The sequence below is a fragment of the Tepidibacter mesophilus genome (assembly GCF_002724055.1).
Taxonomy (GTDB): domain Bacteria; phylum Bacillota; class Clostridia; order Peptostreptococcales; family Peptostreptococcaceae; genus Tepidibacter_A; species Tepidibacter_A mesophilus.
The window spans coordinates 37,534-57,745 of the sequence record NZ_BDQY01000010.1 but is presented as its reverse complement, the minus strand read 5'-3'; the positions used below and the strand labels follow the sequence as shown (position 1 = coordinate 57,745).

Here is a 20,212-nt window from a genome sequence, read left to right as displayed (position 1 = left end):
GAATTTGATATGGATAGAAATTTAGCTATAAACTTAGTTAGAGTTACAGAAGCTGCTGCTATCGGAGGATCTAAATATTTAGGTAGAGGAGACAAAAATATAGCGGATCAAGCAGCTGTTGATGGAATGAGAAAGATGTTTGATACTATTGATATAGATGGAGAAGTAGTTATAGGTGAGGGAGAAATGGACGAAGCACCTATGCTTTATATCGGAGAAAAAATAGGAAGACGTTCAGTTGATTCTATTAAGGTTGATATAGCAGTAGACCCTTTAGATGGAACTAACTGTGTTGCAAAAGGACTTCCTAATGCAATTGCAGTAGTTGCTCTTGCGCCTAAGGGATGTTTACTTAATGCACCTGATATGTATATGGATAAAATTGCTGTTGGACCAAAAGCTAAAGGGCTTGTAAAGCTAGACAATCCTATTAGCTACAATTTGAATATATTATCAAATGTACTTAATAAGAGTATGGATGATTTGACGGTTACTATGTTAGATCGTGATAGACATTCTAAATTAATACAGGAATGTAGAGATGCTGGAGTTAGAATAAAACTATTCAATGAAGGTGACATAGGAGCTGCTATGGCTACTTGTTTTGAACATACAGGAATAGATATGATGGTAGGAATAGGAGGTGCTCCAGAAGGAGTACTAGCTGCAGCAGCACTTAAATGTATGGGCGGGGATTTCCAAGGTAGACTTGTTCCTTTTGAAAAGGAAGAAGAACAAAGATGCCTAGATATGGGAATTGATCATAAAAAAATCCTTACAATGGAAGATTTGATAACAGGAAATGAAGTATATTTTGCAGCTACTGGTATAACTGATGGTGAGTTTTTAAAGGGAGTTATATATAAAGGAAACAAAACTGCTCACACACATTCAGTAGTAATGAGATCAGAGACTGGAACTATAAGATTTATAGAAGCTATACACAAGTTAGATACAAAACCTAGTTATGCAAAGTAGGTATAAAATTCGTCTAGTGGTTTTTAAAATTATATAGTTTCTTATAGAATAAAAAATAAGCATATGGATATATATATAAAGAGAGATTTAATCTCTCTTTTTAATATTCAAGGAATTATAAAACTTTGAATCTATAGATAACATTGATAAGTAAACAAGAGTTTCAACTATTTTTGAGCAACGGAGCCCGTAGGACTCGTTGGCGACATGAGCTTATGCGTTAGCATAAAGCGAATTTTTGCTTGACCTTGCAATATAACAGTGGTAATATTACCTTATTAGATTTTCACTTCTATATTCACATCTTATTTTCCCGAGGTTAGATTAAACGTTTTAAATTTGGAGGGATACCCATTGAATTACGAAGATTTAAAAAGCAAAACCATAGCACAGCTTCGAGATGTTGCTAAAGAATTAAACATAAGATCTGCAACTAAGTACAAAAAACTTGAACTTATAGATATGATAATTGATATAGAAAAAAATGAAAAAAATAATGACGCTGAAATAAATAATGACATCGAAAACAAGATAGAAGAATTAAAGGCTAAAGATAATCATATTCCTAAAAAGGTAATAAATGAGTTGAAAAATGACCAAAAACAAGATATAGCACACGGAGTTTTGGAAATACTACCTGATGGATATGGTTTTTTAAGAGGTTCAAATTATCTTTCGACAGGACAAGATGTATACATATCACCATCTCAAATAAGAAGATTTAATATGAAAACAGGAGACAAAGTAATGGGAATTACTAGACCACCAAAGAGTGGAGAGAAATTCAGGGCATTACTTTATATTCAAAAGATAAACAATGAGAATCCTGAAAATAGTATAAGAAGACCTTCATTTGAAAAATTGACACCTATATACCCTGATGTTAGAATCAATCTTCAAAATGAGCAACATCAAATAGCCACAAGATTAATTGATTTAATAGCACCTATAGGTATGGGTCAAAGAGGACTTGTTGTAGCTCCTCCTAAAGCGGGTAAAACTATACTTCTTAAAAGCATAGCCAACAGTATATCTTCTAATTATCCAGATGTTGAACTTATAGTTCTTTTAATAGATGAAAGACCTGAAGAAGTTACTGATATGCAGGAATCTATAAAAGGTGATGTTATATATTCTACCTTTGATGAATTACCATCTCATCATATAAAAGTAGCTGAAATGGTACTTAATAGAGCGCAAAGACTTGTTGAACATGGAAGAGATGTTGTAATACTTCTTGATAGTATAACAAGGCTTGCAAGAGCTTACAACTTAACAATACCTCCAACAGGAAGAACTTTATCTGGGGGACTTGATCCTGGTGCACTCCATGGACCTAAAAAATTCTTTGGAGCAGCTAGAAACATAAGACAAGGCGGATCGTTAACTATACTTGCAACAGCCTTAGTTGAAACAGGATCAAGAATGGATGATGTTATATTTGAAGAATTTAAAGGAACTGGGAACATGGAGGTTCATTTAGATAGAAAGCTTGCTCAAAAGAGAATATTCCCAGCAGTTGATATAGTTAAATCTGGAACTAGAAAAGAAGAACTACTTCTTACGAGTGAGGAGATGAGTCTTCTTTGGAAAATTAGAAAATCAATAGGAAACAATAGTCAAGATGATACAGAAAAGATGATAAAATTCTTAAAACAAACAAAAAACAATAATGAATTTGTAAATTTAGTAAATAAGAACATTTAATCTTGAAGAGAAAATAGTCATATGATATAATGTAAGAGTTGAATATTGATAAGAAAATAAAATTAACATAATTAAAGAATGAAAGAGGTGAAAAGAATGAAAAAGGATATACAACCAAAATACGAAGAAATAACTGTACATTGTGCATGTGGTAATACATTCAAAGCAGGATCAACTCAAGATGAAATAAGAGTAGAGATTTGTTCAGATTGTCACCCATTCTACACTGGAAAGCAAAAGAACATTGAAAAAGGTGGAAGAATCGACAAGTTCAAGAAAAAATTCAACATTGGTTAATAGTGGAGGTTGGGTAATCCAGCCTCTATTTTATTTATTAAGATATTATATAATTTCAAATATATGAATAATGTTGGTCGAAAAAGTAAATTTGCGACTATTTTAAGCAACAGAGTCGTTAGACTTGTTGGCGCCATGAACGCATGTGAATTTTAAGCAACAGAGTCGTTAGACTTGTTGGCGACATGAGCCATGCGTTAGCATCAAGCGAATTTTTCTTTGGAGGGAATTTTTATGTATAGACCTATTCATCATGGATACATAGAAGTAGTTATTGGTCCTATGTATAGTGGGAAAAGTGAAGAACTTATAAGGATACTTAAAAGGTCAAAAATAGCAAAGCAAAATGTAGTAGCATTTAAGCCAGCTATAGACAATAGATATAGTGATGAAGATGTTGTATCTCATAGTGGGGCAAGCATTACAGCTATTCCTATTAAGAGTGCAAAAGAAATTTATAACCATATAGATTCAGATACACAAGTTGTTGGTATTGACGAGGTTCAATTCTTTGAAGGTGAAGTTGTTGATATTGCCATGGACCTTGCAGATAAAGGCATAAGAGTTATAGTAGCAGGACTGGATATGGACTTTAGAGGCGAACCTTTTGGCCCAACACCAAGACTCTTAGCCATAGCTGAGTTTGTACAAAAGCTTCAAGCTGTATGTATGGTTTGTGGAAATCCAGCACACAGAACTCAAAGATTGATAAATGGACAACCTGCAAAATACGATGATCCAATAATACTAGTTGGAGCCACGGAAAGTTATGAAGCAAGATGCAGGAAGTGCCATGTGATAATAAAAGAAAATGATTAAATTAAAATACATATAGGCTATGCCCTATATGTATTTTTTATGGTTGATGGTATAATATTAGTTGATTGGAGGTAGGAAAAATATGGGAAAAGCTATATTTGAGCAAATCAATGGATCTTTTGCACTTGTACTTGTTTCTAATTGCGGGGTTATAAGTGTTGAAAATTTATGTAATTTATCTTGCCAGTTAAAAGAAATGGGAGTTCCGGTTGTAAAACTATCTAGCAGACAGACATTAGTTGTTGTAGGAAGTTTAGAACAACTACAAGAGGTTGAAAAAGTGGCTCCTGGGTATGGATTTAAAATAGGTAACTTTGGTTCTCAGGTTAGAAATGTAAAGGGTTGTAGTGCGGGAGAAGGGCTTTGTAAAAGACAACTTGATACAGCTCTTAATCTAGGTATAGAGCTTGAAAATGAATTTTTTGGAATTGAAACGCCGCATGATTTTAAAATATCAGTAGCTGGATGCCCAAGAGGTTGCACTGATCCTTTATGTGCAGATTTTGGGGTTATAACTAAAGGAAAAGATAAGTTTGATGTGTACATAGGTGGTAGAGGAGCTACTGTTAAACCTATACATGCTACAAAGATATACAATAATATATCTACAGAAAATGTAAAAAAAGCTTTAAAGAATGTATTAGATGTTTATATAAAAGAAGGTAATAAAAAAGAGAGAGTTTTTAGAACTATAAATAGAATAGGAATTGAAAAATTTGTAAATAAAGATGTTGAGGAAAATAAAAAACAACATGTTAATGAAGAGTTTTTAGCTTTTATATAGGTTATAGGGGGAATTTTTCATGAGTGATATCTTAGATACTATAGAAATATTGAATAATATGTGCCAAGAGTGTTCTTTATATGAGACAGATGGATGTAATAACAAAGAGTGCTTAGTTGGGTATTCCAAGAGACTACTGGAATTTTCAAAGCTTAAAGGTGTTATACAAATAGAGGGTGCATCTAGTATGATTCCAAAAAATGATGTTAAATATTATGAAGAGGATTTAGTATGTTCAGGTATAGCTAATACTTGTGCTCATTGTAAAAACTGCCAAGAAAACCATAATGAGGATTGTATTATAGCAATTCTTAGAAAATGTCTTGAAAATACTGTTATAAAGAAGAATATCCCTTATAAGGGTTCTACTTTTATGTATTTGATGGATTTGAATAAGGAAAGTACAGAAATAGCAAAGGTTGTAAATGATAAAATGAAAACTGTTAATGCATAAAGTGAAACTTAATTCAGATGGAGTTTTTGATCCAACTGAATTTTTAGTTGCATAAGTGCCCTGTGGGTAAACTAATCCAGAAGCTGTTAAGTTCTTATATCCATTCTCAAGAGGGTGGAGTCTTAGAACTTTTAGCTTTCGGATAAAATATAATTTCATAAGTATTGGGGCTTAATCCAAAAAATAAAGGGTATTAAAATACCGCTTATGTATTAAATAGTTTTGGTAAAACTAAGCATTACATCTTATTGAATATCTTGAAAGTTCTAAACTCCCTAACGGTCAGACAACGAACTTTCTTAACGGATATTCAAACGTTGTAATGCTAGGTTTACACAAAAATATTTAAATCATTCGCTAATATTTTAATACCCTTTATTTTATAGGTTTAGTTTTTATATTTGGAATATGTTTCAAGACATTTTTATTATATACAAAACTATATCCCATTCAACTTGTGGATAATATTGATTGAAAACCTACATTTGGAAATATTTTGAGCAACGGAGACCGTAGGGATCGTTGGCGACATGAGTCAGTGCGTAGCAACTAGACGAATTTTGTGATAATATATATTGGAAAGGAGATGAGTCTATGAGCAAAAGCACTGTTGGAGGACAAGCCGTAATGGAAGGCGTTATGATGAAGAATAAAAATAATATAGCTGTGGCTGTTAGAAAATCGGATGGAGATATTGAAATAGATAAAAAGAAAATTAAGAGCTGGGTTATTGATAAAGGATTTAACAAAATCCCGTTTTTAAGAGGCGGATTTATACTTCTTGAAACTATGGTTGAAGGAATTAAGGCTCTTAATTTTTCTGCTCAATTTTTTGATGAAGAGGAAGAAGTCGAACCTTCTAGATTTGAAAAGTTCTTAGAGGATAAGTTTAAGGATAAGACTAATGATATATTGATATACTTTTCTATGTTTATTGCTTTAGTATTTTCTGTTTTGTTGTTCATATTAGTACCTACTTTTTTGGGAGGGATATTAAAGAAATTCACTGATAGTGTTATGGTTTTAAACTTTACAGAAGGATTAGTTAGAATCGGAATATTTTTAACCTATGTTTCTTTAATATCTTTGAATAAGGATATTAAAAGGGTATTTCAATATCATGGAGCAGAACATAAATCTATTTATTGCTATGAAAAGGGTCTTGATTTGACTGTAGAAAATGCAAAGAAATTTTCCACTCTTCATCCAAGGTGTGGAACTAACTTTATGTTCATAGTTATGATTGTGTCTATGCTTATATACTTTTTATTTGGATGGCCAAACCCGTTTTTAAGAGTTGTATACAGATTAATATGTATACCTATTGTTGCGGGTATATCATATGAAATTATAAAAATTGCTGGAATGTACGATAATATATTTGTAAGAATCATTGCATTCCCTGGAATGATGCTTCAAAAGATTACGACTAGAGAACCGGATGATTCGCAGTTAGAGGTAGCACTTTGTGCTTTAAAGGCTGCACTTGAAGAAGAGGTGGAAAATAATGACGATAAGACAAATGATGAAAAAGTGGATAAGAGAGCTTAAAAATAGTACTACTGCAAAACTTGACGTTGAGCTTGCTGTTTGCAAAGTACTTGATGTGACTAGACTTTATATACATCTTAATTTAGATGAAGAAATTTCTAAAAAGGATGAAAATAGAATAGAAGCTCTTTTAAAGCAAAGAAGAAAAGGAAGACCTATGGCTTATATTATAGGGAATAGAGAGTTTATGGGGCTTGATTTTTTTGTTAAAGAAGGAGTTTTGATTCCAAGACCAGATACAGAGGTATTGGTTGAAGATGTTATAGAACAGGCAAAAAAAATAGATAATCCTATGATAGTGGATATAGGGACGGGATCTGGCGCTATAAGTGTATCTTTAGCTAAATATATAAAAGATTCAAAGGTATATTCGCTTGATATATCAGATGATGCTCTTGAGGTAGGTAGTATTAATGCTAAGAATAATGATGTAGAAGATAAGATAACTTTCTTAAAGTCAGATGTATTTTCATCACTTGAGAATGAGGATATTAAATTCGATATAATAGTGTCTAATCCTCCTTATATAAGACGTGAAGATATATCTTGTCTTGATGTAGATGTTAAGGATTATGAGCCATCTTTAGCTCTTGATGGAGGAGAGGATGGACTTGATTTTTATAGAAAGATAACAGAGGATTCTGTTGAATTTATAAAGGATAATGGAATCTTAGGTTATGAAGTTGGGTATGATCAAGCTCATGATGTGAAAAATATAATGATACAAAATGGATATGAGAATATAAGGATATTAGAAGATTTAGCTTCTATACAAAGGGTTGTTATAGGTACGAAAATTTGATATAATGGAAAATTGATATACTGAAAGAGGTGAAAAACTTATGTTTGATAAAGTTGAGATTATAGAAGATAAGTATAAAGATTTAACTCAGAAGATTGGAGACCCTGAGGTTATTAACAGACAATCTGAATGGCAAAAATATATTAAAGAGCATGCGGAAATAGAACCTATAGTTATGAAGTATAGAGAATACAAGGAAGCTATTGCGGGAATTGAAGAATCAAAGCAAATACTTCAAGAAGAATCTGATGAAGAGTTAAGAGAACTTGCTAAAATGGAACTATCTGATCTTGAAGATAATTTACCAAATATACAAGATGAACTTAAGCTTTTACTTGTTCCTAAAGATCCTAATGATGAAAAGGATGTTATCGTTGAGATAAGAGGTGGAGCAGGTGGTGATGAGGCTGCACTTTTTGCTGGAACTTTATTTAGAATGTACTGTAGATATGCAGAAACAAGAAGATGGAAAGTTGAGTTAATGAGTAGCAATGAAACTGGTGTAGGAGGATATAAAGAGGTTTCTTTCTCTATAAAAGGAAAAGGAGCATATTCAAGACTTAAGTATGAGTCTGGAGTTCACAGAGTTCAAAGAATACCAGCTACGGAATCTGGTGGTAGAATACATACATCTACTGCTACTGTTGCTGTTTTACCAGAAGTTGATGATGTTGAAGTTGATATCAATCCTAATGACTTAAGAATAGATGTTTTCCGTTCTTCAGGAAACGGTGGACAGAGTGTTAATACTACGGATTCTGCTGTAAGAATAACGCATCTTCCAACAGGAGAGGTTGTATCTTGTCAGGATGGAAAGAGTCAGCTTAAGAATAAGGAAAAAGCTCTTAAGGTATTAAAGGCTAGACTATTTGATAAGGCACAAGCTGAACAACATAAAGAAATAGCAGCTGAAAGAAAGAGTCAGGTTGGAACAGGAGATAGATCAGAAAGAATTAGAACTTACAACTTTCCTCAAGGAAGAATTACAGATCATAGAATAAATTTAACTTTATACAAGTTAGACAGCTTTATAGAGGGAGACTTAAATGAAATGATAGATTCTCTTATAACTGTTGACCAATCTGAAAAATTAAAGGCTGTAAATAACTAAAGCATTAGTCCTATATTATTCTTATGAATAATGTTAGGGCTTTTTTGCTAAGGAGAGAATATTTTGAGTATAATTTTCATAAAACTTATTGAGGTTTAAGTGGGAGGGATATTATGCTTAAAATTACTTTGCTTGGTTTTTTGTGTGGGGTTATTGGAACTTTTATTGGTGGGGTTATAGCTTTTATATTTAGAAAAAAGGCTGATAGATATTTGAATATGTTTATGGGTCTTGCAGGAGGTATCATGTTGTCTGTAGTTACATTCGATTTGTTGACTGAGGCTATGGATGCAATAGGTATCAATTTAGCTATAATTTTTACTTTTGTAGGTGTTTTTGTAAGTATGATTATAAAACAATTTATGAATTTTGACGGTATGCTAAAAACTGGTTATTTAATATTTTTTAGTGTTTTATTACATAACTTTCCTGAAGGACTTGCTATAGGGTCATCGTTTAGCGTTAAAGAATCGTTAGGGATTACTTTGGTAATAGTAATAGGGATACATAATGTTCCTGAGGGGATTGCCATGGCGCTAAGTCTTATAAAAGGAAGAATGAATATAGTAAAGGTTATGCTATTTACAATAATTGCAGGTATCCCTATGGGAGTAGGTAGTTATATAGGGTCTTATTTTGGAGAAATATTTCAGGGGTTTGTAGGTTTTTTCTTGGCAATAGCATCTGGAACAATGCTTTATGTTACTATAGAAGAAATTTTTCCTAACTCAAAGACTATATACACTATAACAGGTTTTTTATTGGGAATTTTGATGGTTAGTATATTTTGATACTTATGACGAGGTGAGGTAGTTGAAAAAGACTTTGGTTTGCAAAATAGACAAGGATAATATTGATATAGATAAAATACAGGAATTTGGGAAAATTTTGAGAGACGGTGGAACTGTTATATTCCCAACTGAGACAGTATACGGTCTAGGTGCTAATGCACTTGACGAAAAAGCAGCTAAGAAAATATATGAAGCTAAAGGAAGACCAAGCGATAATCCTTTAATAGTTCATATTTCAGATAAAGAAGAAATTCATAAGATAGCTACTGGTATAGATGACAGAGTTTATAAGGTTATGGATAATTTTTGGCCAGGACCTATAACGATAGTATTGAAAAAGAAGGCAGTAGTACCATCTATTACTAGTGGGAACTTAGATACTGTTGCAGTTAGAATGCCGTCTCACCCTATAGCTTTATCTCTTATAAAGGAAAGTGGGGTATTTGTTGCAGGCCCATCTGCAAATATATCTGGAAGACCATCTCCTACCGATGAGCAGAATGTATATGAAGAAATGGATAGTAGAGTTGATGGTATTATACTAGGAGGAGACTCAAATGTTGGGCTTGAGTCGACTGTTCTTGATTTAACAGGGGATATACCTACGATATTAAGACCTGGTGGAGTAACTTTAGAGGATTTAAGTGAGATTTTAGGAGAAGTTGTAATAGATCCAGGAATACTTGAAAAAAACGAAAACATAATTGCAAAAGCTCCTGGGATGAAATACACTCACTATGCACCGAATGCAGAAGTGTTTATTGTTAAAAAAGATGATAATTATGTGGATAAAATTAATAAATTAGTTGATGAAAAAGTTGAACAAGGCAAAAAAGTGGGGATTATGTGCATAAATAAGAATAAAGATAAATATAAAGGCGAAGTTATAGGACTTGGAGATGACTTGAATGAAGTAGCATATAACTTATTTAAAACTTTAAGAGAAATGGATAAAAAAGGTGTTGATATTATATATTCCGAAGAGTTTGAAAAGAGTGGAATTGGGCAAGCTATAATGAATCGCCTAACAAAGGCAGCGGGGTATAAATTTGTATAGAGTTTAATAGTAAAGATTAATGCGTTTGAGAAAAAAATAAAGCTTATTAAAATAACGCTCATGTGGTAGATATTTTAAATACAACTAAGTATTACGTCTTATTGAATATACTAAAAGTTCTAAACTCCCGTTGGTCAGACAACGAACTTTCTTAACGTATATCAAACGTCGTAATACTAGTTGCATAGTAAAATATTAAAAACATTCTCTAACATTTTAATAATCATTATTTTTAGAATGGTGATCAAAGTGAGTATATAGAGTAAATAAAAGAGCTTAAATATATACAAATTTAAAGAGATGAAAAAAGAAAAAAGGACAAAAACATTAACAATAATGAATAACATTTAAAAGAAAAAATAAAAAACAGAAAAAATATAAAAAATTTAAAATAAAAAGAAGGAATATAAGAATATATGTCGAAATACTATTAGGTTTGTAATTAATTCGATTAAAAAAGACTTTAAAAATTAATTTGGAGGTGAACTAAATGAAGAAAATAGGAATTGCAAGTGACCATGGAGGATACAATTTAAAGGAAGAAATTAAAAAACATCTGCAAGATGAGTATGAAATTGTTGATTTTGGAACTGACTCGTTAGATTCTGTTGACTATCCAGATTATGGGGTTAAAGTTGCTGAAGCTGTAATGAAAGGTGAGGTTGAAGAAGGAATACTTTGCTGTGGAACAGGAATAGGTATATCTTTAGCGGCTAATAAAGTTCCGGGAGTAAGATGTGCCGTTGTTTCAGATACTTTTTCAGCTAAGATGTCTAAAGCTCACAATAATGCTAATATGATATCTTTAGGAGAGAGAGTAGTTGGAAGAGGATTAGCTCTTGAAATAATAGATGCGTGGATTAGCACTGAATTTGAAGGAGATAGACACCAAAGAAGAGTAGATAAAATAACAGAAATAGAAAAAAAATATTCTAAATAGATTTTTTTAAGGGAGGAAATTTAAATGTCAAAGGTAGTTATAATGAACCATCCATTAATCCAACATAAGTTAACTCTTATAAGAGATAAGAATACAGGTTCTAAGGATTTTAGACAATTAGTAAAAGAAGTTTCTATGCTTATGGGATACGAGGTAACAAGAGATTTATCTTTAGAGGAAGTAGAAATTGAAACTCCGGTTATAAAAACTAAGTCTAAGATTATTTCAGGAAAGAAATTAGGCATAGTACCTATATTAAGAGCCGGTCTTGGAATGGTAGATGGAATACTTGAATTGGTTCCAGCTGCTAAAGTTGGACATGTAGGTCTTTATAGAGATCCAGAAACTTTAAAACCTGTTGAGTACTACTCTAAATTCCCTGCTGATATAGAAGAAAGAGATTTTATAGTAGTAGATCCTATGCTTGCCACAGGTGGTTCTGCAGTTGCGGCTATTGATGTTTTAAAGAAAAAAGGAGCTACAAGTATTAAGCTTGTAAATTTAGTTGCTTGCCCAGAAGGTATAGAAGAGGTTGAAAGATGCCATCCGGATGTAGATATATATGTGGCGTCTATTGATGAAAAATTAAATGATCACGGATATATAGTTCCAGGTCTTGGAGATGCTGGAGATAGATTATACGGTACTAAGTAATACTTTGAGTGTGTCATATGGCACGCTCTTTTTTTTGTAGAAGTATTAATTAACTTGTGTATATCCTATATAAATAATATAATGAAGATAGCTTGGTTATAATTTTTAACTTTAAAGTAATGGAGGCAAATTTATGCAAAGAAGAGATAAACATAACTATTATTTAGATATAGCAAGAACAGTTCTTGAAAGAGGAACTTGTCTTAGACGTAATTATGGTGCTATTATAGTCAAAAACGATGAGATAATATCTACAGGATACACTGGAGCTCCTAGAGGTAGAGAAAATTGTAGTGATTTAGGCTATTGCTTAAGAGAAAAGATGAACATTCCAAGAGGGCAAAACTATGAAAAATGTAGGAGTGTTCATGCTGAGGCAAACTGTGTTATATCTGCTAGTAGAAGAGATATGATTGGAGGAATTCTTTATTTAGTGGGAAAAGATATGAAAACTAATGAACTTGTTAGTAATGCCAATTCATGTACTATGTGTAAAAGACTTATATTGAATTCTGGTATAGAAAAAGTAATAATAAGGGAAACTAATCAAAGTTTTAGAATTATACAAGTAGATGAATGGATAGAAAATGATGATTCCCTAAATGATGATATGGGATATTAAAATATTTAAAGAGGTGAAAATATGAGTCAGATTATTATTGCGATTGTTTTATCGTTTGGAATATCTTATTTTTCAACACCACTGGCTATTAAGCTTGCACATAGAATAGGAGCTATAGATATACCAAAGGATGATAGAAGAGTACATAAAGATCCTATACCAAGACTTGGCGGAATTGCAATATTCTTGGGATTTTTTTTAACTAGCATTTTTATTGTAGACATAGACAAGGAAATAATAGGAATACTTCTTGGGAGTCTTGTTATAGTTTGCATGGGTATAGTTGATGATTTGAATGAAATAGGAGCAAAGACAAAGCTTTTAGGTCAGGTACTTGCAGCTGTAATTGTTGTTGTTTGTGGAGTACGAGTTGAGTGGGTTACAAATCCATTTACTCAAAGTGGTATAACTCAGCTAGGTTTAATATTATCTGTTCCTGTTACTATATTTTGGATAGTTGGTATAACTAATACTGTTAACTTAATAGATGGGTTAGATGGACTTGCTGCAGGGGTATCTGCAATAGCTGCTATCACGCTTGCTTTTGTAGCGTTTGCTAATGATCAACAAACATCAGCTGTATTGTTGATGTGTTTAGCTGGTTCTGCTATTGGATTTTTGCCTTATAATTTCAATCCAGCAAAAATATTTATGGGGGACACTGGGTCTTTATTCCTAGGATATTTGTTAGCTGTTGTATCTATACAGGGAGCTATAAAATCAGCAGCAGCTCTTGCTATATTTATACCAGTACTAGCTCTTGGTATACCTATATTTGATACTACATTTGCTATAATAAGAAGAAAACTAAGTGGAAAACCTATAATGCAGGCTGATAAGGGACATCTGCATCACAGGCTTTTAAGTAAGGGATTATCTCAAAGAAAGACTGTTCTTATACTTTATGGAATAAGTTTGTTTCTAGGAGTTAGTGCTGTGTTAATATCTGAGAGTAACTTCTTTGAATCAACTATTATACTTATATTAGATGCAGTGTTCATATACTATGGAATAGTTAGATTGAAGCTTTTATCACCAGAAGATAGCGAACTTAAATAGGGGGATTTAAAATGAGCAAAATAAAAGTTATGACTGTATTTGGAACAAGACCAGAGGCTATCAAAATGGCGCCTTTAGTTAAAAAAATGGATAAGAATGACAATATAGATTCTATAGTTTGTGTAACAGCTCAGCATAGAGAAATGCTAGATAGTGTACTTAAAATATTTGATATAAAACCTAAGTATGACTTGAATATTATGAAGCATGGACAAACTATAACTGATGTTACTAACCGAGTTCTAAAAGAACTTGAAAGTGTAATCGCCAACGATAGACCTGATATCTTACTTGTTCATGGGGATACTACTACTACTTTTTCTGCTTCTTTAGCAGCTTTTTACAATAAAGTCCCAGTTGGGCATGTAGAGGCTGGGCTCAGAAGTGGTAATATATATTCTCCATATCCTGAGGAGATGAACAGAAAGCTTACAGGAATGATATCATCTATTCACTTTGCACCTACTGATGGAAATAAAGAAAATCTATTAAAAGAGAATATAAATGAGGATAAAATATGTATAACTGGAAACACTGTTATAGATGCTCTTTTATCTGTAATAGATGAAGATTATAAATTCAACAATAAAGACATAGATGATATAGACTATGATAATAATAAGGTTATACTGTTGACTTGTCATAGAAGAGAAAATTGGGGAAAACCTATGGAAGATATATTCAAAGCTATTAAAAGAGTAGTTCAAGATAATGAAAATGTAGAAGTAATATTCCCAATGCACTTGAACCCTAAGGTTAGAGATTGTGCAAAATCTATAATGGGGAATATGGATAAAATACACCTTATAGAACCCCTTGATTATGAACCTTTTGCAAATTTAATGAATAAAGTAGATATAATACTTACTGATTCTGGAGGCATACAAGAAGAAGCTCCAGCTATTGGAAAGCCTGTCTTAGTTTTGAGGTCTGAAACAGAAAGACCTGAAGCTGTAGAAGCGGGAACTGCAAGAGTTGTAGGGGTTGATGAAGAAGAAGTTTATAAATCGACAAATTTACTGATAAGGGACGAGAATGAATACTCTAAAATGTCAAATGCAGTAAATCCATATGGTGATGGTAAAGCCTGTGATAGAATAATTGATTATTTAATAGCGAATTATAAAGAAAATGTGGAAAAAACAAAGGATTTTTAAGGTAATACTCAAAAATGCTTAAATTCACATGAGGAAAAAGGTTTCATTATGTTTGATTTTTAATCCGTCGGAATATATAATAGATATATAGGCGGATTTTAATCCAAATATACTCAAAATTTAGATTTATGAAATTAGGAAAATGTTTTCATTGAAAAGGGATGCGTATATAGTATATAATCTTTATTAAAAGACATTACAAATAGATTTTATTATACATAATAGTTTTAAAATTAACAAAATTCGACGATGTATGACGATGTATAAGGGGAAAAACTATGAGTGATAAAAAAAACAAATGGGTAGAGGCTTTAGTTTATTTAAGCTTAGTATCTCAAATAGGTATATATATGGTAGTTCCAATTATTGTATGTGGTTTTCTGGGAGGGTTAATAGACAGAAAATTCAATACAAAAACACCCATCTTTTTTATCATACTCATAATAATAGGCATTGGAGCAGGCTTTGTAAATGCGTATAAGATATCAATATCAGTTATAAAAAAAAGGAAGTGATCCTTTGAAATCGACATTAAATATGATTGTTGGCATAATAAAAGTGATGATTGCAATATTTGGACTTGTAGTTATCGTTGCTTTTTTAACACATACATTTTCGAAGGAACTTTTGTGTGGTCTTGCATTTGGCAGTATTTTTTCAATATTAAATCTTAGACTTTTATCACTTACTTTGGAAAAAGCTATAACTATGCATCCAGGAAATGCACAAGGATATGTTCTTTCAAGATATATGATAAGATTTATACTTACAGCTATGGTGCTTGCTATATCATTTAAAGCACCATACATAAATGCTATTGGAACCATTATAGGTTTACTTTTACCTAAGATTAGTATATTGATTGTAAACCTATTTGGCATAGAAAAAATTATTAAAGGAAAGGAGGCGTAATATGAATCTAGGTCCTAAAATAATATTTACAATACCTGGTCTTAACATACCTATTAGTGAAACAGTAACTACTACGTGGGCAATTATGATTGTGCTTACATTGTTTGCTTACTTTGGAACTAGAAAGCTTGAGAAGGTTCCAAGAGGGTTTCAAATCATTATTGAAGGCATTGTAGGTGGATTAAATGGTGTAGTTAAACAAACTATGGGAGAAGATAAAATGAGATTCGCTCCTTACATAGGAAGTTTATTCTTATTTTTTGCTTGTTCAAATCTAGTAACTTTGACAGGTCTTTTTGGAAAATCTCCAACAACTGACCTTAATACTACTTTAGCTTGGGCTCTTATAACATTTTTTATGATTCACTATAATGGAGTCAAGAGTAAAGGTTTAGGAGGATATTTAAAAGGATTCTTAGATCCAATGCCGGCTATGTTACCTCTTAATATAATTGGAGAGCTTGCAACTCCAATATCGTTAAGTTTCCGTCCTTTTGGTAATATATTGGGTGGGTCAGTTATTATGGCACTTTTATATCAATTCTTTGGATATTTAAGTGGGTTAATAGGTATAGAAGTATTCCCTATATTAGGAGTAGGTATACCAGCAGTGCTTCATATTTATTTTGATTTATTCTCTGGAGTACTTCAATCGTTTATATTTATAATGCTTACAATGGTTTTTGTTTCAAATGCAATAGATTAAAGATTATATAGAAAATACATAAAAATGATTAGGAGGAATTTAAAATGGAAATGGCAAAAGCGATAGTTTTAGCAGGATCAGCTATAGGAGCAGGTTTAGCAATGATAGCAGGTATAGGAGCAGGTATAGGACAAGGATTTGCAGCAGGTAAAGGTGCAGAGGCTGTTGGAAAACAACCAGAAGCGCAAGGAGATATAATAAAGACTATGCTTTTAGGAGCAGCAGTTGCAGAGTCAACTGGTATCTATGGTCTAGTTATAGCAATAATTCTTCTATTTGTTAATCCGTTCATCAGTTACTTTATGTAATAATAGGAGATGCAATCCATCTCCTAACTCTTAAAATTGATAATGGATTGAAAGGAGGACTATAAATGCAATTATTTCAGAACGTTGTTAACATAGATGCACAAATGGCTATACAAATAATAAATACTATTATAATGTATTTAATACTTAAAAAATTGTTATTTAAGCCAGTTACAGAATTTATGGCAAATAGAACTGCTGAAGTTGAAGCATCTTATAAAGATGCAGAGGAAGCAGTTAATAAAGGAGAAGAACTTAAAGCTGAATATGAAGCAAAGATAAGTTCAGCTAAAGAAGAAGCTCAAGAAATAGTTAAGAATGGTTCTAAGAGAGCTGAAGAAAGAGCAGATGAAATAATCAAGGCGGCTCAAGAAGAAACAGTTCAATTAAAAGAAAGAGCTAATAGAGAGATTCAAAGAGAAAAACAAAAAGTTATGAATGAGCTTAAAGATGATATATCATCTCTAGCAATTTTAGCAGCTTCTAAAGTGATAGGAACTGATATAGATGGAGCTAAACATGAAAAATTGATAGGAGATTTTATAGAAGAGGTAGGCGAAGCTAAATGGCAAAGTTAGTTGCTAGTAGATACGCTAATGCTTTATTCGAAGTTGGAGTTTTAGAGAGAACTACTGAAATTTTAAATAACGATTTAAAAGTTATCGTAGATCTTTTTAATGAAAATGAAGACTTTTTAAAAATACTTAAAGCTCCTTTGATTTCTAAAGAAGAGAAGAAAGCATTAGTTGAAAAGATTTATGGTAATAATACTTCTTTAGAAATGATGAACTTTTTAAAGATTTTAGTAGATAAAGATAGAATAGGAATTATAGATGAGATATTTACTGAGTTTAATACTTTAATTAATGAGAAAAATAACATCTTAGAAGCTGTTGCTATAACAGCTGTACCTATGACAGACAAAGATTTAAATAATCTTAAATTAAAGCTTTCTGAAACTAAAGGCAAGAATATAATACTTAAAAATGAAGTTGATGAGAGTGTTATAGGTGGTGTTTTAGTTAAGATGGGTAATGAAGAAATAGATGGAACTATAAGAACTCGTTTAGAAAAATTAAAGGATCAGTTATCTCAAATAATAGCGTAGAAGGGCGGTGAAACCCATGAATTTAAGACCGGAAGAAATTAGTTCAATTATAAAAGAACAAATAAAAAAGTATGAAAATAAATTAGAATTGACTGATGTTGGTACAGTTACTCAAGTTGGAGATGGTATAGCTAGAGTTCATGGACTTGAAAAGTGTATGGCAGGAGAGCTTTTAGAGTTTCCAGGTCAGATTTATGGAATGGCATTAAACTTAGAAGAAGAATCTGTAGGAGCCGTTTTACTTGGTTCTGAAGAAAATATAAAAGAGGGCGACACTGTTAAAAGAACTGGAAGAATAGTTGAGGTTCCAGTAGGAGAGGCTTTATCTGGTAGAGTTGTAAATGCATTAGGACAACCTATAGATGGTAAAGGACCTATTAATAGTGATAAGTTTAGACCTATCGAGTCTATAGCATCTGGTATAATCTCTAGAAAATCAGTTCATGAGCCACTTCAAACTGGTATTAAAGCAATAGACTCTATGATTCCAATAGGAAGAGGACAAAGAGAGCTTATCATAGGGGATAGACAAACTGGTAAAACTTCTGTTGCACTAGATACTATAATCAACCAAAAAGGTAAGGGTGTTAAGTGTATATATGTAGCAATAGGACAAAAACGTTCTACAGTTGCTCAAATAATGGATAGATTAGAGTCTAATGGCGCTATGGATTATACTACTATAGTATCAGCTACAGCATCTGAGCTTGCTCCACTTCAATACATGGCACCATATGCTGGTTGTGCTATAGCAGAGGAATTTATGTACAATGGTGGACATGTTTTAATAGTTTATGATGACTTATCTAAGCATGCGGTTGCTTATCGTGCAATGTCACTTCTTCTTAGAAGACCACCAGGACGTGAAGCATATCCAGGAGATGTATTCTACTTACATTCAAGATTATTAGAAAGAGCAGCAAAATTAGCTGATGAGTTAGGTGGAGGTTCTATAACTGCACTTCCAATAGTTGAAACTCAAGCAGGAGACGTTTCGGCTTACATACCTACAAACGTAATATCTATAACAGATGGACAGATATTCCTAGAGACTGAGCTTTTCAACTCGGGAGTTAGACCTGCTGTTAACCCTGGTATATCAGTATCAAGGGTTGGAGGTAGTGCGCAAATTAAACCTATGAAAAAAGTTGCAGGTACATTAAAGCTTGCTTACTCACAATATAGAGAACTTCAAGCGTTTGCTCAGTTTGGATCAGACCTTGATGAGGATACAAAATCAAGACTTGCACAAGGGGAAAGAGTCGTTGAAATGCTAAAGCAAGGCGAGAATGACCCAATAGATGTTGAAAAGCAAGTTATGATTATATATGCAGTAACTAATAAATTCTTAACTGATATTCCTGTTAGTGCAATAGGAAAATTTGAAAGAGAATTCTATGCTTTCATGGATGCAAATCATCCTGAGGTTGGTAAGGATATTCTTGATGGAAAAGAATATAAAGAAGGATTAGAAAATGCCATAGTAGAATTCAAAAAAAGTTTTAAAATTGAAGAGTAGTCCTCTTTAAATAGGAGGTGAAATAATATGGCTGGAATGAAGGATATTAAAAGACGTATAAAAAGTGTTGGTAATACTAAGCAAATAACTAAAGCTATGGAGCTTGTTTCATCAGCTAAGTTAAAAAAAGCTAAAGAACGAGCACAATCCACTAAGCCTTATTTTGAAACTCTTTATGCTACTATAGAAAAGATAGCTAAAAGTGCTAAAGGAGTTCAAAGTATATTTTTAGATCAAAGAGACTCATCTAAAAAATGCTATATAGTTATAGCTGGGGATAGAGGTCTTGCTGGTGGATACAACTCAAACGTCTTAAAGACTGCAATAAACCATATGGAACACAAACAAGAAAGTATTATAGCTATTGGTAAAAAGTCTGTAGATTTCTTTAACAAAAGAGGCTATGATGTTTTAGATAAATTTATTGGAGTTGAAGATTTAACTTATACAGATGCTAGAAAGGTTGCAGATATTGCGCTTGATGCATATAAAAAGGAAGAAGTAGATGAAGTATACCTTGTTTATACTAAGTTCGAATCAACTTTAACTCAAACACCAGAAGTGGTAAAGCTACTTCCTCTTTCTTTTGAACAAGATAAGGAAAGTGTAAAGCATGAGATGATAGAGTTTGATCCAGGTGAAGAAGAGGTACTTGAGTATTTAGTTCCTAAGTTTATGGAAGGATCTATATATGGAGGTATAGCTGAATCTTCTGCATCAGAACAAGGAGCTAGAAGAACTGCTATGCAATCTGCTACTGATAATGCAGATGAGATGATTTCTAAATTAGAATTAAAATACAATAGAGCAAGACAAGCATCTATAACTCAAGAAATATCAGAGATAGTTGCAGGTTCAGAGGCGTTAAAATAAGGA

The 20,212-nt window shown here is 32.3% G+C and carries 24 protein-coding genes; all 24 read left to right on the top strand.

Features of this window, described 5'->3' with window-relative positions; translation table 11 throughout:
- Nucleotides 1–9 precede the first annotated feature (9 nt).
- The 24 genes from glpX (at nucleotide 10) to atpG (ending at nucleotide 20,209) form a co-directional block, all read left to right on the top strand.
- Nucleotides 10–978: a class II fructose-bisphosphatase gene (gene glpX, locus Tmeso_RS08235; RefSeq protein ID WP_099190084.1), complete on the top strand. Its 969-nt coding sequence runs from the start codon at nucleotides 10–12 to the stop codon at nucleotides 976–978.
- 354 nt (nucleotides 979–1,332) lie between these two features.
- Entirely contained in the window at nucleotides 1,333–2,685 is a 1,353-nt protein-coding gene (gene rho, locus Tmeso_RS08230) for a transcription termination factor Rho (protein ID WP_099190082.1), read from the top strand.
- Between the two features lie 96 nt (nucleotides 2,686–2,781).
- On the top strand, nucleotides 2,782–2,982 hold the full coding sequence (gene rpmE, locus Tmeso_RS08225) for a 50S ribosomal protein L31 (protein WP_099190080.1): 201 nt from the start codon (nucleotides 2,782–2,784) through the stop codon (nucleotides 2,980–2,982).
- Nucleotides 2,983–3,216: 234 nt separating this feature from the next.
- A complete protein-coding gene (locus Tmeso_RS08220; protein ID WP_099190078.1) occupies nucleotides 3,217–3,801 on the top strand; it encodes a thymidine kinase in 585 nt (194 codons plus the stop codon).
- Nucleotides 3,802–3,883: 82 nt separating this feature from the next.
- Complete coding sequence (locus tag Tmeso_RS08215) at nucleotides 3,884–4,585, top strand: nitrite/sulfite reductase domain-containing protein (protein WP_099190075.1); 702 nt, start codon at nucleotides 3,884–3,886, stop codon at nucleotides 4,583–4,585.
- A 19-nt stretch (nucleotides 4,586–4,604) separates the two neighbouring features.
- Nucleotides 4,605–5,039 carry a hypothetical protein gene (locus Tmeso_RS08210; RefSeq protein ID WP_099190073.1) on the top strand — a complete coding sequence of 145 codons (435 nt, stop codon included), beginning with the start codon at nucleotides 4,605–4,607 and terminating at the stop codon, nucleotides 5,037–5,039.
- A gap of 594 nt (nucleotides 5,040–5,633) precedes the next feature.
- Entirely contained in the window at nucleotides 5,634–6,590 is a 957-nt protein-coding gene (locus Tmeso_RS08205) for a DUF1385 domain-containing protein (protein ID WP_099190071.1), read from the top strand.
- Nucleotides 6,547–7,392, top strand: a complete 846-nt coding sequence (prmC, locus tag Tmeso_RS08200; RefSeq protein WP_099190069.1) for a peptide chain release factor N(5)-glutamine methyltransferase — start codon at nucleotides 6,547–6,549, stop codon at nucleotides 7,390–7,392. The genes Tmeso_RS08205 and prmC overlap by 44 nt, the downstream gene beginning before the upstream one ends.
- 40 nt (nucleotides 7,393–7,432) lie before the next feature.
- Nucleotides 7,433–8,503: a peptide chain release factor 1 gene (gene prfA / locus Tmeso_RS08195; RefSeq protein ID WP_099190067.1), complete on the top strand. Its 1,071-nt coding sequence runs from the start codon at nucleotides 7,433–7,435 to the stop codon at nucleotides 8,501–8,503.
- A gap of 113 nt (nucleotides 8,504–8,616) precedes the next feature.
- On the top strand, nucleotides 8,617–9,294 hold the full coding sequence (locus Tmeso_RS08190) for a ZIP family metal transporter (RefSeq protein WP_242967896.1): 678 nt from the start codon (nucleotides 8,617–8,619) through the stop codon (nucleotides 9,292–9,294).
- 22 nt (nucleotides 9,295–9,316) lie between these two features.
- Nucleotides 9,317–10,351, top strand: a complete 1,035-nt coding sequence (locus Tmeso_RS08185; RefSeq protein WP_099190063.1) for an L-threonylcarbamoyladenylate synthase — start codon at nucleotides 9,317–9,319, stop codon at nucleotides 10,349–10,351.
- A 490-nt stretch (nucleotides 10,352–10,841) separates the two neighbouring features.
- Nucleotides 10,842–11,291 carry a ribose 5-phosphate isomerase B gene (gene rpiB / locus Tmeso_RS08180; protein WP_099190061.1) on the top strand — a complete coding sequence of 150 codons (450 nt, stop codon included), beginning with the start codon at nucleotides 10,842–10,844 and terminating at the stop codon, nucleotides 11,289–11,291.
- 24 nt (nucleotides 11,292–11,315) lie between these two features.
- Nucleotides 11,316–11,945, top strand: coding sequence for a uracil phosphoribosyltransferase (gene upp, locus Tmeso_RS08175; protein ID WP_099190059.1), 630 nt, complete (start codon nucleotides 11,316–11,318; stop codon nucleotides 11,943–11,945).
- Nucleotides 11,946–12,078: 133 nt separating this feature from the next.
- A complete protein-coding gene (locus tag Tmeso_RS08170) occupies nucleotides 12,079–12,567 on the top strand; it encodes a deoxycytidylate deaminase (protein WP_099190057.1) in 489 nt (162 codons plus the stop codon).
- A gap of 21 nt (nucleotides 12,568–12,588) precedes the next feature.
- Nucleotides 12,589–13,626, top strand: a complete 1,038-nt coding sequence (locus tag Tmeso_RS08165; protein ID WP_099190055.1) for a glycosyltransferase family 4 protein — start codon at nucleotides 12,589–12,591, stop codon at nucleotides 13,624–13,626.
- An 11-nt stretch (nucleotides 13,627–13,637) separates the two neighbouring features.
- Nucleotides 13,638–14,783 (top strand): non-hydrolyzing UDP-N-acetylglucosamine 2-epimerase, encoded by a 1,146-nt coding sequence (gene wecB / locus Tmeso_RS08160; protein ID WP_099190053.1) that lies wholly within the window; start codon nucleotides 13,638–13,640, stop codon nucleotides 14,781–14,783.
- A gap of 278 nt (nucleotides 14,784–15,061) precedes the next feature.
- Nucleotides 15,062–15,298, top strand: a complete 237-nt coding sequence (locus Tmeso_RS08155) for an AtpZ/AtpI family protein (protein WP_099190051.1) — start codon at nucleotides 15,062–15,064, stop codon at nucleotides 15,296–15,298.
- Between the two features lie 4 nt (nucleotides 15,299–15,302).
- Entirely contained in the window at nucleotides 15,303–15,695 is a 393-nt protein-coding gene (locus Tmeso_RS08150; RefSeq protein ID WP_099190049.1) for an ATP synthase subunit I, read from the top strand.
- 1 nt (nucleotide 15,696) lies between these two features.
- Nucleotides 15,697–16,401 carry a F0F1 ATP synthase subunit A gene (gene atpB / locus Tmeso_RS08145; RefSeq protein ID WP_099190047.1) on the top strand — a complete coding sequence of 235 codons (705 nt, stop codon included), beginning with the start codon at nucleotides 15,697–15,699 and terminating at the stop codon, nucleotides 16,399–16,401.
- A gap of 50 nt (nucleotides 16,402–16,451) precedes the next feature.
- On the top strand, nucleotides 16,452–16,709 hold the full coding sequence (gene atpE / locus Tmeso_RS08140) for an ATP synthase F0 subunit C (protein ID WP_207653837.1): 258 nt from the start codon (nucleotides 16,452–16,454) through the stop codon (nucleotides 16,707–16,709).
- A 65-nt stretch (nucleotides 16,710–16,774) separates the two neighbouring features.
- Nucleotides 16,775–17,287 (top strand): F0F1 ATP synthase subunit B, encoded by a 513-nt coding sequence (gene atpF, locus Tmeso_RS08135; protein WP_099190043.1) that lies wholly within the window; start codon nucleotides 16,775–16,777, stop codon nucleotides 17,285–17,287.
- Nucleotides 17,275–17,817, top strand: a complete 543-nt coding sequence (locus tag Tmeso_RS08130) for a F0F1 ATP synthase subunit delta (RefSeq protein WP_099190041.1) — start codon at nucleotides 17,275–17,277, stop codon at nucleotides 17,815–17,817. Before atpF ends, Tmeso_RS08130 begins: the two co-directional genes overlap by 13 nt.
- 16 nt (nucleotides 17,818–17,833) lie before the next feature.
- Nucleotides 17,834–19,336 (top strand): F0F1 ATP synthase subunit alpha, encoded by a 1,503-nt coding sequence (gene atpA, locus Tmeso_RS08125; RefSeq protein WP_099190039.1) that lies wholly within the window; start codon nucleotides 17,834–17,836, stop codon nucleotides 19,334–19,336.
- Nucleotides 19,337–19,363: 27 nt separating this feature from the next.
- Complete coding sequence (gene atpG, locus Tmeso_RS08120) at nucleotides 19,364–20,209, top strand: ATP synthase F1 subunit gamma (protein WP_099190037.1); 846 nt, start codon at nucleotides 19,364–19,366, stop codon at nucleotides 20,207–20,209.
- The last annotated feature ends 3 nt before the right edge of the window (nucleotides 20,210–20,212 follow it).

What these genes read in the sequence shown, in the direction of transcription:
- prfA (WP_099190067.1), top strand. Translation starts at nt 7,433, where the DNA reads ATGTTTGATAAAGTTGAGATTATAGAAGATAAGTATAAAGATTTAACT.
- atpF (WP_099190043.1), top strand. Translation starts at nt 16,775, where the DNA reads ATGCAATTATTTCAGAACGTTGTTAACATAGATGCACAAATGGCTATA.
- Tmeso_RS08215 (WP_099190075.1), top strand. Translation starts at nt 3,884, where the DNA reads ATGGGAAAAGCTATATTTGAGCAAATCAATGGATCTTTTGCACTTGTA.
- upp (WP_099190059.1), top strand. Translation starts at nt 11,316, where the DNA reads ATGTCAAAGGTAGTTATAATGAACCATCCATTAATCCAACATAAGTTA.
- Tmeso_RS08190 (WP_242967896.1), top strand. Translation starts at nt 8,617, where the DNA reads ATGCTTAAAATTACTTTGCTTGGTTTTTTGTGTGGGGTTATTGGAACT.
- Tmeso_RS08205 (WP_099190071.1), top strand. Translation starts at nt 5,634, where the DNA reads ATGAGCAAAAGCACTGTTGGAGGACAAGCCGTAATGGAAGGCGTTATG.
- Tmeso_RS08130 (WP_099190041.1), top strand. Translation starts at nt 17,275, where the DNA reads ATGGCAAAGTTAGTTGCTAGTAGATACGCTAATGCTTTATTCGAAGTT.
- Tmeso_RS08155 (WP_099190051.1), top strand. Translation starts at nt 15,062, where the DNA reads ATGAGTGATAAAAAAAACAAATGGGTAGAGGCTTTAGTTTATTTAAGC.
- glpX (WP_099190084.1), top strand. Translation starts at nt 10, where the DNA reads ATGGATAGAAATTTAGCTATAAACTTAGTTAGAGTTACAGAAGCTGCT.
- Tmeso_RS08170 (WP_099190057.1), top strand. Translation starts at nt 12,079, where the DNA reads ATGCAAAGAAGAGATAAACATAACTATTATTTAGATATAGCAAGAACA.
- Tmeso_RS08165 (WP_099190055.1), top strand. Translation starts at nt 12,589, where the DNA reads ATGAGTCAGATTATTATTGCGATTGTTTTATCGTTTGGAATATCTTAT.
- wecB (WP_099190053.1), top strand. Translation starts at nt 13,638, where the DNA reads ATGAGCAAAATAAAAGTTATGACTGTATTTGGAACAAGACCAGAGGCT.
- rpiB (WP_099190061.1), top strand. Translation starts at nt 10,842, where the DNA reads ATGAAGAAAATAGGAATTGCAAGTGACCATGGAGGATACAATTTAAAG.
- atpB (WP_099190047.1), top strand. Translation starts at nt 15,697, where the DNA reads ATGAATCTAGGTCCTAAAATAATATTTACAATACCTGGTCTTAACATA.
- rpmE (WP_099190080.1), top strand. Translation starts at nt 2,782, where the DNA reads ATGAAAAAGGATATACAACCAAAATACGAAGAAATAACTGTACATTGT.
- prmC (WP_099190069.1), top strand. Translation starts at nt 6,547, where the DNA reads ATGACGATAAGACAAATGATGAAAAAGTGGATAAGAGAGCTTAAAAAT.
- Tmeso_RS08220 (WP_099190078.1), top strand. Translation starts at nt 3,217, where the DNA reads ATGTATAGACCTATTCATCATGGATACATAGAAGTAGTTATTGGTCCT.
- atpE (WP_207653837.1), top strand. Translation starts at nt 16,452, where the DNA reads ATGGCAAAAGCGATAGTTTTAGCAGGATCAGCTATAGGAGCAGGTTTA.
- Tmeso_RS08210 (WP_099190073.1), top strand. Translation starts at nt 4,605, where the DNA reads ATGAGTGATATCTTAGATACTATAGAAATATTGAATAATATGTGCCAA.
- atpA (WP_099190039.1), top strand. Translation starts at nt 17,834, where the DNA reads ATGAATTTAAGACCGGAAGAAATTAGTTCAATTATAAAAGAACAAATA.
- atpG (WP_099190037.1), top strand. Translation starts at nt 19,364, where the DNA reads ATGGCTGGAATGAAGGATATTAAAAGACGTATAAAAAGTGTTGGTAAT.